Origin of the sequence: Micromonospora cathayae, from assembly GCF_028993575.1 — a bacterium.
Taxonomy (GTDB): Bacteria; Actinomycetota; Actinomycetes; order Mycobacteriales; family Micromonosporaceae; genus Micromonospora; species Micromonospora cathayae.
In genome coordinates this window covers 4461058-4476899 of record NZ_CP118615.1, presented here as the reverse complement: position 1 = coordinate 4476899, position 15842 = coordinate 4461058, and the positions used below count along the sequence as shown (strand labels likewise).

The following is a 15842-nucleotide window of genomic DNA, read 5'->3' as shown; positions in this document are numbered from 1 at the left end:
GGGGGTGACGTGTCGGGCGGGGCCCTTCCGGTGCACGAGGCGTCAGAAAGGGCCCCGCACCGCTAGGTGGCGTACGCCTCGAACTCGGCGAGCTGTCCGGCGGGCCAGCCGGTGTTGCCGGTGACGGTGAGCCGGAGGAAGCGGCGGTCCCCGGCCGGCAAACTGATGGTGACGACGTTCCCGCTGGTGGGGTTGAAGGTGTAGCCGGCGGAGGCCCGCAGCGTGGTGTACGTCGTGCCGTCGGTGGAGCCGAGCACGGCGAGCGTCTGGGTGCGGGTCTGCCAGGCCGCCTGCTGGGGCAGCCGCAGCACCAGCCGGGACACCGGCCGGACCGTGCCGAGGTCCACGGTCAGCGACTGGGGGAAGGCGTTGTTGGCGCTCTCCCAGTAGGTGTTCGGGTTGCCGTCGGTGGTGTTGCCGGCGACGTACACGTCGGCGTGGCTGGTGGCGGTGGCCGGACGGCCGGCGGCGAGGTTCCCGGTGGGCGGGGCCGTGGTCGGCGGGGGCGTGGTCGGGGGCGGCGTGGTCGGCGGGGGCGTGGTCGGCGGGGGCGTGGTCGGCGGGGTGCCGCCGTACACCTCGAACTCCGACACCTGGGCCGCCGGCCAGCCGGTGTTGGCGCTGACGGTCAGCCGGACGAAGCGGCGGTCACCGGCCGGCAGGCCGACGGTGACGGTGTTGCCGGTCGCCGGGTCGAAGGTCCGGCCGGACGCCGCCGCGAGGGTGGTGTACGTGCCGCCGTCGGTGGAGCCGGCCACCGCGATGGTCTGGGTCCGGCGCTCCCAGCCGGCGGGCAGTCTCAGCACCACCCGGTCGACCGACCGGGCCGCGCCGAGGTCCACGGTCAGGGTCTGCGGGAACGCGTTGTTGGCGCTCTCCCAGTAGCTGGCCGGGTTGCCGTCGACCGCGTTGGCCGGCGCGTACGTCTGGTTGCTGCTGGACGCGGTGACCGGGCGGCCGGCGGCCAGGTTGCCACCGGACGGGGGCGGCGTGGTCGGCGGTGGGGTCGTGGGCGGGGGCGTGGTGGGCGGCGGGGTGGTCGGGTTACCGGTGGTCGGCGGGGTGGTCGGGCCGCTCCCCCACCGCGGCTCCGGCCACGGCCCGCAGTACGGGGTGGACGTGTACCAGCCGGAGTTGCCGGCGCCCTGGGTGATCTGGAACCCGCTACCCACGCAGTTGTGCATCGGGTTGGCCTGGGCGATGCCGGTGGCCCGGACGTTGGTGAACGAGACCCGGCTGGCGGCCTGCACCTGGAGCGCGTACGTGCCCGCCCTGTCGATGCGGACGTTGTTGAGGTTGATCCCGTTGGTCTGGCCCTCGATCCAGTGCAGCGCGGCGTAGGAGCTGTCCAGGATGTCGGTGTCGGTGATGTTGACGGTCGGGTTCTGGAACGCCTCGTTCAGTGCGGAGAACCAGATCGCGCCGACCCCGAAGTTCCAGTTGTAGTCGGAGTTGCCGTTGCGGATCAGGGTGTTGCGGGCGACCGTCCAGGTGCCCAGCACGGCGGTCGGCCCCTGCACCCCGGGGTACCGGTTCGCGATGTGGATGCCCCCGCCGTTGGTGACCGAGTCCGCGGTCACGTTGTCGGTGATCCTGATGTCCCGGCCACCGTAGCTGACCAGGTGGTTGGCGAGGATGGTCACGCCGATGGTGTTGAAGGTGAAGGCGTTGTTGACGTTCGGCACGTTCTGCGCCCACATGGCGAGGGCGTCGTCGCCGGTGTTGCGGACGAACGTGTTGGTGACCGTCGAGTTGGTGACGCCGGTGTGGAAGTTCACCCCGTCGGCGGTCTGGTCCAGGATCCGGCTGTTGCGGATGGTGAAGTTGTTCATCGGGCCGTCCATCCAGGCCCCGACCTTGGTGTGCTGCATCCAGACGTTGTCCACCACCGAGTCGGTCATCGCGCCGCCCATGGCGTTGACCTGGTCGTCGTCCACCCGTTCCCGGATGTCGCCGATGATGGCGAAGTCCCGCAGGGTGACGTTGCGGCTCGGTCCGTTCGCCTCGTGCGGGCGGATCTCGCCGGTGTAACCGCCGCCGGGCACGTACTTGCCGTAGATGCCCACGGCACGTTTGCGGTCGGTGGGGTGCCGGCCGCCGAGCACCGAGTACCACGGGCCCGCGCCGCGCAGGGTGACCCCGTCGACGACCACGTGGTCCCAGAGGGTGAAGGTGCCGGTGGGGATCCACACCGCCCGCCCCTGAGTCCTGCCGGCGTCCACGGCGGCCTGGAACTTCGCGGTGGAGTCGGTGGCTCCGGTCGGGTCGGCCCCGAAGTCGGTCACCACGTCCAGCACCCCCGCCGGCTTGGCGATCGGCGCGCCGACCAGCTCGAAGTCGGCCAGGTCGATGGTGAAGGTGGGCGACTGGGCGGTCGAGGACACCTGGAGGCGGACCTTCGTGCCGGCCGGGTGGGTGCCGCCGAGGAAGGCGCGGGTCTCGTCGTAGAAGTGGTGCGGGTTGGTGTCGCCGGGGTTGTTGTTGAACGGGTATCCGCCGTAGTACCAGCCGTACCGGGAGGTGACCGGGACCGCCCGGACCAGGGTGCCGTTGACCCGCAGGTCGATGGTGGCGTCCCGGCCGGTGCCGGCGGCGTTGTCCGGCAGGCTGTACCGGAAGGTCACCGCGTCGGCCGGGGCGGTGAGGGTGAACTCGACGTACTCGCCGACCGCGTCGAGGGTGACCGCCTCCCGGCCGGACGCCTCCGACGGCAGGGTGCCGTAGCGGCGGTCCGGGCCGATCCGGGTGCCGGTGTGGGTGACCTCCTCGGCCTCGTGCTCGACGAACGGGACGGTCGCGCCCCGGCCGGGAATGTCGAACGGGGACAGCCCGGCGGCCCGCGCCGGGGTGGCGGTGGAGGTCAGCGCGACCACGGTGACCGAGGCCGCGACCAGCGTGGTCGCGGCGAGGGCGGCCAGGCCGGCGCGGACCCGGGTTCGGGGTGGACGGTGGTGCGGGGTGGTGTGGTCGGCCATGAGCGGTGCTCTCCCTTTCGTCCGGCGGCCAGGTCCCCGTGTGCGGTGCGGCGGTGCGGTCCCGGTTCCTCCTTCTGTCCGGCAGCCCGGTGCGGGCCGCGGTGACCGGGTGCCGGCGGCGGGGACGCGCCGCCGGCATCCGGGGTGGTCAGTCGTCGGTCGGGGTGACGGTGCGCAGCCAGACGGCGGTGTCCGGGGGCAGCAGGCCGTCGTCGAGCGGCCCGCTGGCCAGCAGCGGTGTCCCGTCCGTGGGCAGCGGGACCGGTACGTCGGCGAGGTTCACCAGGCAGCGGAAGCCCGGACCCCGGCGGAAGGCGAGCACCCCGGCCGGGGCGGGCAGCCAGGTCAGCTCGCCGTCGCCGAGGGACGCCTCGGCGCGCCGGATGCGGATCGCCGCCCGGTACAGCTCCAGCATCGAGGTCGGGTCGCCGGTCTGCGCCTGGACGGTGCGGTCCTTCCAGTCGGCCGGCTGCGGCAGCCAGGGCGCGGCCGTCGCGCCGTCCGGGCTGAACCCGAACGACGGCTCGTCGCCGGCCCACGGCAGCGGCACCCGGCAGCCGTCCCGACCGGGGTCGACCCGGCCGGAGCGTTCCCACATCGGGTCCTGGCGCAGCGCGTACGGGATGTCCTCCACCTCGTAGAGGCCCAGTTCCTCGCCCTGGTAGACGTAGACCGCGCCGGGCAGCGACAGCGACAGCAGCGCGGCGGCGCGGGCCCGGCGGGTGCCCAGCTCCAGGTCGGTGGGGATGCCCTCGCGTTTGGCGGCGAAGCTGAACGTGGTGTCCGTCCGGCCGTACCGGGTGACGTGCCGGGTGACGTCGTGGTTGGACAGCACCCAGGTGGCCGGCGCGGCGACCGGCGCGTGCGCGTGCAACGTCCCGTCGATGCACGCGCGCAGCGCGGCGGCGTCCCAGGCGCAGCCGAGGAAGTCGAAGTTGAACGCGGCGTGCAGTTCGTCCGGGCGCAGGTAGTTGGCGAACCGCTGCCGGTCCGGCATCCACACCTCGCCGATCAGGGCCCGGTCGCCGGGGTACCCGTCGGCGAGCCGCCGCCAGTAGCGGTAGATCTCGTGCACCCCGTCCAGGTCCCGGAACGGGTGTGGCCGGTCGGGCCGGGTCTCGGGCAGGGTGGGGTCCTTGACCAGCAGTCCGGCCGAGTCGATCCGGATGCCGTCCACGCCCCGGTCGAACCAGAACCGCAGGATGTCGGTGAACTCGGCCCGCACCCGGGGGTGGTCCCAGTTGAAGTCGGGCTGCTGGGCGGTGAACAGGTGCAGGTACCAGTCGCCGGGGGTGCCGTCCGGGTTCGTGGTCCGGGTCCAGGTTCCGCCGCCGAACTCGCCCACCCAGTCGGTGGGCGGCAGGTCGCCGCCCGGGCCCCGGCCGGGGCGGAACCAGAACAGCTCCCGCTCCGGCGCGCCCGGTCCGCCGGCGAGGGCCGCCTGGAACCAGGGATGCGCGTCGGAGCAGTGGTTCGGCACCACGTCCACGATGATCCGGATGCCGAGGTCGTGTGCCTCCGTGATCAGCGCCTCCGCCTCGCCGAGGGTGCCGAAGACCGGGTCGATGTCGCGGTAGTCGGCCACGTCGTAGCCGGCGTCGGCCATCGGGGACGGGTACCAGGGACTGAACCAGATCGCATCGACGCCGAGCGCCGACAGGTGGGGCAGCCGGGCCCGGATGCCGGCGATGTCACCGATGCCGTCACCGTTGCCGTCGGCGAAGCTGCGCGGGTAGACCTGGTAGATCACCGCACCACGCCACCACGGACTACCGTCTGCTGTGGTCACGAGCACCTGCTTTCTGCGTCGGCACGTCGGCGGCTTCGCCGGACCTGGATGGGTTCCGGGCGAACGGTCGTCGTTCGCCGCGGGGGGTTGTGCTGGTGGCGCGTCGGTGCGTTCGGGTTCCCGCCCGGGCGGGTCAGCCCTTGAGGCTGCCCGTGGTCAGGCCGGACATGATGTTCCGCTGGAAGATCAGGAAGATGAGGACGGTCGGGATCGCGGCGATGACCGACGCGGCGATCACCACGTTCATCGGGGTACCGCCGGAGAAGGCGTAGATGCCGACACTGACCGTCCGGGTCTCGGGTGACGGCATGACCAGCTTGGGCCAGAGGAAGTCCTTCCAGACCGCCGTCACGGCGAAGATCGAGACCACCCCCAGGATCGGCCGCGACATCGGCAGGATGATCGACCAGAGGGTGCGCAGCGGCGTCGCCCCGTCCACCAGGGCGGCGGCCATCAGCTCCTCGGGTATGGAGTCGAAGAACCGTTTCAGCAGGAAGATGTTGAACGCGTTGGCGACCGCCGGCAGCCAGATGGCGAACGGCGAGTCGAGCAGGTTGACGTGCAGGATCGGCAGGTCGATCACGGTCACGTACTGCGGGACGACGAGCACCATCGCCGGGATCATCAGCGTCGCCAGCATCAGCCCGAGGATCAGGTTGCCGAACACGGGTCGCAGCTTCGACAGCGCGTACGCCGCGGCGGTGTCGAGGACGAGCTGGAAGACCAGCGCGCCGGCCGCGTAGTAGAACGTGTTGAACAGCAGCTTGGCGAGGTCGAGATTGTGCCACGCGTCGACGTAGTTCTGCGGCTGCGGGTCCTTCGGGAACAGCGTCGGCGGGGTCTGCGCGATCTCCTGGCCGGATTTCAGCGCGCCGGTGACCATCCAGTACAGCGGTCCGAGGAAGACCAGGGTGAAGCCCACCACGACGACGGTGAGCAGCGTCCAGTAGACGACCCTGCCGCGTCCCCGGCGGAGCTGGGCGGGAGAGACGAGCGTCCGGCTCGCGGTGTCCGGTGCCATGGCTGGCCCCTCCTAGTCCTGTCTCGCGCTGAGCCGCAGGTACGCGGCGGAGAAGCCGGCCAGCACCACGAGCATGATCACGCCGAGGGCGGCCGCGCCGTTGAGGTCGTTCTGGAAGAACCCGTGCTGGTAGATGAGGTACGCCACCGAGGTCGCGGAGTCCTCGGTGCCGGTGCCGTTGGCGAGGATCAGCGGCTCGACGAAGAACTGCATGGTGGCGACGATCTGGAGCATCGCCAGCAGCGCGAGGATCAGCCGGGTCTGCGGGATCGTCACGTGCCGGATGCGCCGCCAGATCCCCGCGCCGTCGAGTTCGGCCGCCTCGTAGAGTTCGCCGGGGATGTTCTGGAGAGCGGCCAGGTAGATCAGCACCGCGCCGCCCATGTTCATCCAGGTCGACGCGATCACCATCGCCGGCATGGTCATCTCGGCGCTCTGCATCCACTGTGAGGTGGGCAGGTGCAGCGCGGTGAGGATCGAGTTGAACAGTCCGGCGTCGCTGGGGTCGTAGGCGTAGAACTTGAACAGGAACAGCGCCGAGGCCGGCGGCAGCATCACCGGCAGGTAGACCAGGATCCGCAGGTACCCCTTGGCGTGCCGGAACTCGTTGAGCACGATCGCCACGAAGAAGGGCACCGCGTACCCGAGGAGCAGGGCGAGGAAGGTGAAGGAGAAGGTGTTCTTCCAGGCGGCCCAGAAGCTGGGGTCGGCGAGGATGCGCTCGTAGTTGTCCCAGCCCACCCAGGTGGTGACCCCGCGCCGGGTGCGCTGGAAGCTCATCACGACGCCACGGATCATCGGGTACCAGGAGAAGAACGCGAAGCAGGCCACCGCGCCGATCAGGAACGCGTGCCCGGTGAGGTTGTCCCGTACCCGGCGGCCGAGGCCCGGACGGCGGGGCCCGGACGGGTACGGCGACGCGGGGCGACCCGGTGTTCTCGTGATCCCCGGGGCGGTGGTGATCGCCAAGGCGACTCCTGATGGGTTTCGGTGGCCGGACGGTGCGGCGCGGACGGGGTGGGGGCCGGGGACGCCGGCCCCCACCGGGCGGGTCAGCTCTGCGCGGCGAGCAGCTTGTTGACCTTCTCCTCGGCCGTCTTGAGCAGCGCGTCGATGTTCGCGTTCGGGTTCGTCAGCACCCCGGACATCGCGGCGTCGAGCACCGCGTAGATCGCCTGCGCGTTGCGCGGCTCACCCTTGATCGGGACCGGGTTGGCCTCGAAGACCGCGAAGTTCGCGGTGTCCACGTTGGCGTTCGCCTTGCGCAGCTCGAGTTCCTGCTTCTGGGCCTCGCTACCGCCTGCGAACAGCAGCGGCTGCGGCAGGCCCACCGGGTAGTTCTGCGGCTTGGCCCGGACGTAGTCGAACTGGCCCTTGCCCGGCGTCAGCTTCTGGTACGCGATCCACTTCAGACCGGCCTCGACCTGCTCGGGGGTGAGGCCCTTCTTGAAGAAGTAGCCCTCGCCGCCGCCGAGCGTCCCCTTGGCCGGCCCGTCCTGGCCGGGCAGCGGACCCATCGCCCAGTCCTGGAACGTGCCCTGGAACTGGCTGACGATCGCCTGGGTGGCGTCCGGCGCGCCGACGAACATGCCGACCTTGCCGGCACCCGCGTTGGTCAGCAGGTCGCCCCACTGGAGCAGTTGCCGGGCGCCCATGCTGTTGTCGCCGTACCGCATGTCCTTGAGGTTCTGGAGGACCTGCCTGCCCAGGGCGTTGTTGAAGTCGGCCTTCTTGCCGTCGGGGGTGAGCACCTGGCCGCCCTGGGAGTAGAGCAGCGAGGTGAAGTGCCAGCCGCCGGTGTTGCCGGCGCTGTACTCGGCGTAGCCGGCGATGCCGTCGCCGAGCGCGGCGATCTTCTTGGCGGCGGCCCGCACCTCGGGCCAGGTCTTCGGCGGGTTGTTCACGTCGAGTCCGGCCCGCTGGAACAGGACCTTGTTGTAGACCAGACCCATCGAGTAGTTCTTCACCGGTACGGCGTACAGCTTGCCGCCGTCGCTGAACGCCTCCTTCAGCGCCGGGTCGACGCTGTCCCAGGTCGGGACGGTGTCCTTGGTGACGAACCCGGTGAGGTCCATCGCCTGACCGGAGTCGAGCACCTGCTGGAGGTCGGTCATGTACCCGTAGAACACGTCGGTCACCGTGCCGCCGGCGAGGCGGGCGGTGAAGTCCGGCGGGTTGTTGCACTGCTCGCCGACGCTGACGCTCTTGACGACGATGTCCGGGTTCTGTCGCTGGAACTCGGCGACGTCGTCGTTCCAGTTCTTCAGTAGTTCCTGCTGCGAGCCGACCGGCTGGCAGTCGACGGTGATGGTGACCTTGCCGGCTGCGGTGGTGCCGCCGTCGTCGCTCTTGGTGGAGCAGGCCGTGAGGCCGAGCCCCAGGCCGGCCGCGAGCGCCAACGCCGCGGCCCTCCGGTACTGCGGTACGGACATCCGTCCATCCCTTCGCCGAACGTGAGTCTCCAGGGCCGTTGCCGATCCACGGGACCGTCAGGTGGTGGTGGTGCGCAGCCGCCGATCCCCGTGCGCAGGTGACCGGGCCGTGGAGCTGGGTGGTGTCAGGTGTGAGTGGGGACACTGTAACGAGACGGACTGATGACGGCAAGGTTTCGACGTCATGATGAAAAGACACGACTGGACGCCAACAGACGGCAGCTCGGTCGTGTCGCAGGGCCGGGATGTGGCGGCTCGCCGCCCTGCTGGGCAGCCCGACGGCCCGACCGGGGCCGGGGCGTCGGGAGAGAGGCCCGCACGGACGCGGGTCAGCGGACCCGGGACAGGGTCCGGGTCAGCGGGCGGGACGTCGGCGGCGGGTCAGCGACCCGGGGCTGGGCGACGGTCAGCGGCCCGGAGCGGGGGCGGCCCGGAGCGGAGGACGGCCCGGAGCGGAGGGACGGCGGGTCAGCGGCCCGGGGCCGGGGCGGTGGAGCCGCGTACCACCAGCTCGGGCTCGAAGAGCAGCTCGTCGTGGAGCACGCCGGCCCCCTCGATCTGGGTGACCAACAGGTCGACCGCGGCCTGCCCCATCGTCTCGATCGGCTGCCGCACCGTGGTCAACGGCGGGTCGGTGCAGGTCATGAACGCGGAGTCGTCGAAGCCGACCACCGACACGTCGGTCGGCACCGTACGGCCGAGTCGCCGGGCGGCCCGGATCGCGCCGAGCGCCAGCACGTCGCTGGCGCAGACGATGCCGGTCACGCCCCGCTCGATCAACCGGGCCGCGGCGACCCGGGCCCCCTCCATGGAGAAGCTGGAGCGCTCCACCCACTTCGCGGCGTCGGCCCAGCTCGCCGCCGCCACGATCGCGTCCAGTTTGCGGCGCGACGGCACGTGTCCCTCCGGCCCCAGGACCAGGCCGATCCGTTCGTGCCCGAGCGACCGCAGGTGCCCGTACGCCTGCTCCACCGCGACCGCGTCGTCCGTCGACACCCGGGCGAAGCCCAGCCCGTCCACACCCGCGTTCACCAGCACCACCGGCAGGCCCCGGTCGGTCAACCGCCGGTAGTGGTCGTGCGGGGCGTCGACGAACGCGTACGACCCGCCGGCGAAGATGAGACCCGACACCTGGTGGTCCAGCAGCATCTCGACGTAGTCGGCCTCGGAGACGCCACCGATGGTGCGGGCGACCAGCGCCGGGGTGAAGCCACGCTGGGCCAGTGACCCGGTCACCACCTCGGCCAGCGCCGGGAAGATCGGGTTCTGCAACTCCGGCAGCACCAGCCCCACCAGCCGGGCCCGTTCCCCGCGCAACTTGGTCGGCCGCTCGTAACCGAGCACGTCCAGCGCGGTCAGCACGGCTGTCCGGGTGGCCTCCGCGACGCCGCCGCGACCGTTGAGCACCCGGCTCACGGTGGCCTCGCTGACGCCGGCCTTCTTCGCCACCTCGGTCAGTCGCTTCGTCACGCCGTGATGGTACTGCACTGGTTCTGCAAGAAATGAGCTGCCTGTTGACGTGTCACGTCACGTTTCGAGCGGCGGCAGGCATCCGCCGCGCCCTCGGGGTCCGCCCGACGCGCCGGTCCGGCTGCGGGGGCGGGGCAGCTCTCCCGAGGTAAAGGCCGGGCGAGCCGTCCTGCAAGTACCGGACAGAGACGTGCTTGAAGAGAGGCAGGTCATGGAAATAACATCGCCGGAACCATTCGCCTCGCTTCTGGCATCCCACCGCGACACGTCGGGGGCGTTCGCGGCGTCGATGCCGGTCGTCGGGTCCCGCAGCAGAAACGGAGACACGCGATGTCTCGACCCACCACCACCCGGCCGGATCGACGGGCCCGCTGGCGAACCGTCGCGGCCACCCTGGCCGTCGTCGTGGCGACCACGGTGACCGGCGGCGGCGTCGGTACCGCCCGCGCCCACGGCGGCTCCCCCGCGAACCCCGTCCCGGTGGTCACCCGGGCCGCCCTGGACCCGGCGCTCGTCGCCGGCCGGGGTGCCGACGTCAGGTTCCTCGAGCAGGAGGCGGAGCACGCCCGGACCGACGGCACACCGATCGGTCCGGACCGGACGCCGTACACCCTGACCTCGGAGGCGTCCGGCCGCCGGGCGGTCAGCCTCGCCCCCGGCCAGTACGTCGAGTTCACCCTGCCAGCCGCAACCAACGCGGTCACCGTCCGGTACAGCATCCCGGACGCGCCCACCGGCGGTGGCATCACCGCGCCGCTGGACGTCTCGGTCGACCGCCGGCCGGTCCGGACCATGACGCTCACCTCGCAGTACGCCTGGCTGTACAACCAGTACCCGTTCACCAACGACCCCACCGCCGACCTGCTGCACCCGGACTGGTGGATCACCGAGTGCTCCTGCGTGCCGGCGGAGACCACCCCCGCGCCGGTGGTCGCCAAGCCGTTCCGGCCGCACCACTTCTACGACGAGCAGCGGCTGCGCCTCGACCGGACGTACCCGGCGGGCAGCGTGCTGCGGCTGACCGTCCCAAGGCGCAGCGTCGCCGCCTGGACGGTCATCGACCTGCTCGACTCGGAGCTGGTCGGGCCGCCCCGCATCGTGCCGGTCGCGGCGAACGTGCTGGCCTTCGGGGCGGACCCGACCGGTCGCCGGGACTCCGCCGCCGCCATCGACCGGGCGGTCGCCGTCGCCCACCGGACCAAGCTCCCGGTCTACCTGCCGCCCGGCACGTACCAGGTGAACCGGCACATCGTCGTGGACGACGTCACCATCCTGGGCGCCGGCAACTGGTACACCGTGGTCAAGGGCCGCGAGGTCGCGCTGGACACCCCGGCCCCCGACGGCTCGGTGCACACCGGGGTCGGCTTCTACGGCCGGCCGGCGGCGGAGGGCGGCAGCCGCAACGTCCACCTGTCCGGCTTCGCGGTCGAGGGCGACGTCCGGGAGCGGATCGACACCGACCAGGTCAACGGGGTCGGCGGGGCGCTGAGCCACTCCAGCATCGACGGGCTCCACCTGCGCCACACCAAGGTGGGGCTCTGGTTCGACGGGCCGATGACCGACGTACGGGTCACCAACACCATCATCGTGGACCAGATCGCCGACGGGCTGAACCTCCACACCGGCGTGACCAACTCCGTCGTCCGGAACAACTTCGTCCGCAACACCGGCGACGACGCCCTCGCCATGTGGTCGGAGAAGGTCGGCAACGCCGGCAACACCATCGACCGCAACACCGTGCAGTCGCCGGTCCTCGCCAACGGCATCGCCCTCTACGGCGGCACGGACAACACGGTCTCCGGCAACCTGGTGGCCGACCCGGTCCGGGAGGGCAGCGCGATCCAGGTCGGCGCCCGGTTCGGCGCGGAGCCGTTCACCGGGCACCTGTCGATCCGGGACAACACCACCGTCCGCGCCGGCACCTACGAGCTGAACTGGAAGATCGGTCTGGGCGCGATCTGGTTCTACGCCCTGGACCGCAGCATCGACGCCGACATCCGGGTGGTCGGTGACCACTACCTGGACAGCACCTACAACGCCGTCATGCTGGTCAGCGAGTGGGCGGTGAAGGACCGGTACTCGATCACGAACGTGCGCTTCTCGGACCTCCGGGTGGACGGGACCGGGACCTCGGTGGTGAGCGCCCGTACCGCCGGTTCGGCCGCGTTCGCCAACGTCGACGCCCGACACGTGGGCGCGGTCGGCGTCAACAACTGCGGTTCCTTCCACTTCACCCCGGCCGGGTCCGAGTTCGGCCTGACCGACCTCGGCGGCAACGACGGCGGCTGGCTCGCCCCGTGGCAGTTGCCCAACACCATCACCTGCGACGACCGCCCGCCGGTCGTGCCGCCACCGCCGCCGTCGGCCTGGTGACCCACCGGTCGTCCCCGGTGCCGAGGGTGGTCGTCCACTCCGGCGCCGGGGACGCCGTGCTTCCAGGGCCGGCCGACCCCAACCATTGACGGATCCGTATCCCGTCTGAAACATTGAGACCCATCGCACTGAAAGAAGTCGACGTAGAGGTGCAAGCTCTGCATCGACAGATGAAATAAGCGTGGTCGTCCGGTCGCGGCCTGGGCACCGCCTCCCGCCTCTCCCCCTCCCGGCGTCCGCGCGGCGCAGCGTACGGCGCGCCGCCCGGTGCCCGGACCGGCCTGTCGCCGCACGCCCGGATCTCTGTGGTGCTCCAGGAAGGACGTCATGACACGTACCCGAATCCGCAGGCTGCTGGTCGGCGGCTTCCTCGCGGTCGCGCTGGTCGGCGGCGCGGCGCTCGCGCCCACCCCGGCGCTCGCGGCCGGCGGCCCCAACCTGGCCGCCGGCCGACCGGCCACGGCGAGCGGGGCCAACGGCCCCTACGTCGCCTCCCACGTCACCGACGGCAACCCGGCCACCTACTGGGAGAGCCCGTCGCACGCGTTCCCGCAGTGGGTCCAGGTCGACCTCGGCGGCAGCGTCGAGATCGACCAGGTGAAGCTGAAGCTGCCACCGTCGACCGACTGGGGCACCCGGACGCAGACCCTCGCCGTGCAGGGCAGCGCCGACGGCGGCAGCTTCGGCACGCTCTCCGCGTCGGCCGGGCGGGTGTTCGACCCGGCCTCGGCCAACACCGTCACCATCGACGTCGCCGCGACCCGGGTGCGGTACGTACGGGTGCACGTCACAGGCAACACCGGCTGGCCCGCCGCCCAGGTCGCCGAGTTCGAGGTCTACGGCGTGGCCGGCGGCCCGGTCGATCCCGGTGACCCGGGCGGCACGAACCTGGCCACCGGCAAGCCGATCGAGGCGTCCTCGTCGACGTTCTCCTTCGTCGCGGCCAATGCCACCGACGGCAGCCTCACCTCGTACTGGGAGTCCGCCGGGTTCCCGGCCACCCTCACCGTGAAGCTGGGCGCCACCGCCGACCTCACCGCGATCGTGATCAGGCTCAACCCGGACCCGGTCTGGGGACCCCGGACCCAGAACGTCCAGGTCCTCGGCCGCGCCGACCCGGCCGGCGGCTTCACCTCGCTGAAGGCTGCCGCCGACTACTCCTTCAGCCCGTCGGGCAACCAGAACACCGTGACGATCCCGGTCACCGGTCGGGTGGCCGACCTGCAACTGAGGTTCCTCGGCAACACCGGCGCGCCGGGCGGGCAGGTGGCCGACCTCCAGGTACGGGGCGCCTGGGCGCCCAACCCCGACCTGGTGGTCACCACGGCGGGCTGGACCCCGGCCACGCCGAGCGAGGCCACCCCGGTCACGCTGTCGGCCACGGTCCGCAACGCGGGCACCGCCGCCGCGGGCGCTACCACGGTGGACTTCCGGCTGGGCGGCACGGTGGTGGGCAGCGCCCCGGTCGGGGCCCTCGCCGCCGGTGCCACCACCACCGTCACGGCGACCGTCGGCACCCGGACGGCGGGCAGCTACCGCGTCTCGGCGGTGGTCGACCCGGCCAACACGGTCGCCGAGCAGAACAACGACAACAACACCTTCACCGCCGCCACCGACCTGGTGGTCACCCCGGCCCCCGGCCCCGACCTCCAGGTCGTGGACGTCACCCCCAACCCGCCGAACCCGGCGGTCGGCGCGGCGGTCTCCTTCACCGTGGCGGTCCGCAACCGGGGCATCACCGGCACCAGCGCCACCTCGGTCACCCGGCTCGTCGTCGGCGGCACCACCCTGAACGGCACCACCCCGGGGGTGGCCGCCGGGGCAACGGTCAGCGTGCCGGTCAGCGGCACCTGGACCGCCACCGCCGGCGGGGCCACCGTCACCGCCACCGCCGACGCCACCAACGTCGTCGCGGAGACCAACGAGGCCAACAACGTGTTCTCCCGTTCGATCGTGGTCGGGCGGGGCGCGGCGGCACCGTGGGTCTCGTACGAGGCCGAGGCCGGCCGCTACCAGGGCACCCTGCTGGAGGCCGACCCGCTGCGCACGTTCGGGCACACCAACTTCGGCACCGAGTCCTCCGGCCGCAGGTCGGTGCGGCTGACCGGCACCGGGCAGTTCGTCGAGTTCACCTCGACCATCCCGGCCAACTCCATCGTGGTGCGCAACTCCATCCCGGACGCCCCGAACGGCGGCGGCACCAACGCCAGCATCAGCCTCTACGTCAACGACACGTTCGTCCGGAAGCTGACCCTGTCGTCGAAGCACAGTTGGCTCTACGGCACCACCGACGACACCGAGTCGCTGACGAACACCCCGCAGGCCGACGCGCGGCGGTTGTTCGACGAGTCGCACGCGCTGCTGGCGCAGTCCTACCCGGCCGGCACCCGGTTCCGGCTCCAACGGGACGCCACCGACACGGCCGCGTTCTACGTCATCGACGTCATCGACCTGGAGCAGGTGGCACCTGCGGCCAGCAAGCCGGCCGAGTGCACCTCGATCACCTCGTACGGGGCGGTGCCGAACGACGGGCTCGACGACACCGCCGCCATCCAGCGGGCCGTCACGGACGACCAGAACGGCGTCATCGGCTGCGTCTGGATCCCGGCCGGTCAGTGGCGGCAGGAGCAGAAGATCCTCTCCCCGGACCCGAACCGGGGGCAGTACAACCAGCAGGGCATCCGCAACGTCACCGTCCGGGGCGCCGGCATGTGGCACTCGCAGCTCTACACGCTGACCGAGCCGCAGAACGTGGTGGGCAACATCAACCATCCGCATGAGGGCAACGTCGGCTTCGACATCGACGACAACACCCAGATCTCCGACCTGGCCATCTTCGGCATGACGACCAACCGGGCCCATCGCGGCCACGGGATCAACGGACGGCTCGGCCGGAACACGAAGATCAGCAACGTCTGGATCGAACACGTCAACGTCGGTGCCTGGGTCGGCCGGGACTACTCGGACACCCCGGCGTACTGGAACCCCGGGGACGGCCTCGAGTTCAGCGGCATGCGGATCCGCGACACCTACGCCGACGGCATCAACTTCTCCAACGGCACCCGCAACTCCCGGGTGTTCAACTCGTCGTTCCGCACCACCGGTGACGACGCCCTGGCGGTCTGGGCCAACCCCCGCGTCAAGGACACGACGGTGGACGTCGCGCACGACAACCACTTCGTCAACAACACCATCCAGCTGCCCTGGCGGGCGAACGGCATCGCGGTCTACGGCGGTTACGGCAACACCATCGAGAACAACCTGATCTCCGACACGATGAACTACCCGGGCATCATGCTGGCGACGGACCACAGTCCGCTGCCGTTCTCGGGTACCACGCTGATCGCCAACAACGCGCTCTACCGGTGCGGTGGCGTCTTCTGGAACGAGGACCAGGAGTTCGGGGCGATCACGCTGTTCCCGGCCGGTTCCGACATCACCGGCGTCACCATCCGGGACACCGAGATCCACGACTCGACCTACGACGGCATCCAGTTCAAGACCGGCGGCGGCAACATGCCGAACGTCGCCGTCACCAACGTGAAGATCGACAAGTCGAACCACGGGGCCGGCATCCTGGCGATGGCCGGCGCGCGCGGCAACGCCCGGCTGACCAACGTCACCATCACCAACTCGGCCGACGGCCACATCGTCACGCAACCCGGCTCGAGCTTCGCCATCACCGGCGGCTGAGCCCCGTGATCCTCGGCGTGGGATGTCGCCGCTCGCCGACGGTGACATCCCACGCCGGGCCTGCCCGCACGACAACCGTCCGTTCCGCT

Annotated in this window: 8 protein-coding genes; 2 read left to right on the top strand and 6 right to left on the bottom strand. The window is 71.2% G+C overall.

Features of this window, described 5'->3' with window-relative positions:
• Window positions 1–62: 62 nt before the first annotated feature.
• The 6 genes from PVK37_RS20320 to PVK37_RS20295 all read right to left on the bottom strand — a co-directional run bounded on the left by PVK37_RS20320 (window position 63) and on the right by PVK37_RS20295 (window position 9687).
• Window positions 63–2975: a discoidin domain-containing protein gene (locus PVK37_RS20320; protein WP_275029150.1), complete on the bottom strand. Its 2913-nt coding sequence runs from the start codon at window positions 2973–2975 to the stop codon at window positions 63–65.
• 148 nt (window positions 2976–3123) lie between these two features.
• Window positions 3124–4764, bottom strand: a complete 1641-nt coding sequence (locus PVK37_RS20315) for a glycoside hydrolase family 13 protein (RefSeq protein WP_275029149.1) — start codon at window positions 4762–4764, stop codon at window positions 3124–3126.
• 133 nt (window positions 4765–4897) lie between these two features.
• Complete coding sequence (locus tag PVK37_RS20310) at window positions 4898–5785, bottom strand: carbohydrate ABC transporter permease (RefSeq protein WP_275029148.1); 888 nt, start codon at window positions 5783–5785, stop codon at window positions 4898–4900.
• A 12-nt stretch (window positions 5786–5797) separates the two neighbouring features.
• Window positions 5798–6754 (bottom strand): carbohydrate ABC transporter permease, encoded by a 957-nt coding sequence (locus PVK37_RS20305; RefSeq protein WP_275029147.1) that lies wholly within the window; start codon window positions 6752–6754, stop codon window positions 5798–5800.
• A gap of 83 nt (window positions 6755–6837) precedes the next feature.
• Complete coding sequence (locus PVK37_RS20300) at window positions 6838–8217, bottom strand: ABC transporter substrate-binding protein (protein WP_275029146.1); 1380 nt, start codon at window positions 8215–8217, stop codon at window positions 6838–6840.
• Window positions 8218–8685: 468 nt separating this feature from the next.
• Window positions 8686–9687 carry a LacI family DNA-binding transcriptional regulator gene (locus tag PVK37_RS20295; protein WP_275029145.1) on the bottom strand — a complete coding sequence of 334 codons (1002 nt, stop codon included), beginning with the start codon at window positions 9685–9687 and terminating at the stop codon, window positions 8686–8688.
• A gap of 330 nt (window positions 9688–10017) precedes the next feature.
• On the opposite strand from PVK37_RS20295, the gene PVK37_RS20290 reads away from it, so the two are divergent.
• The gene (locus PVK37_RS20290; RefSeq protein ID WP_275029143.1) at window positions 10018–12060 is read left to right on the top strand and encodes a glycosyl hydrolase family 28-related protein; all 2043 of its coding nucleotides are present in this window, start codon (window positions 10018–10020) and stop codon (window positions 12058–12060) included.
• A gap of 327 nt (window positions 12061–12387) precedes the next feature.
• A complete protein-coding gene (locus PVK37_RS20285) occupies window positions 12388–15753 on the top strand; it encodes a CARDB domain-containing protein (RefSeq protein ID WP_275029142.1) in 3366 nt (1121 codons plus the stop codon).
• Window positions 15754–15842: the final 89 nt, after the last annotated feature.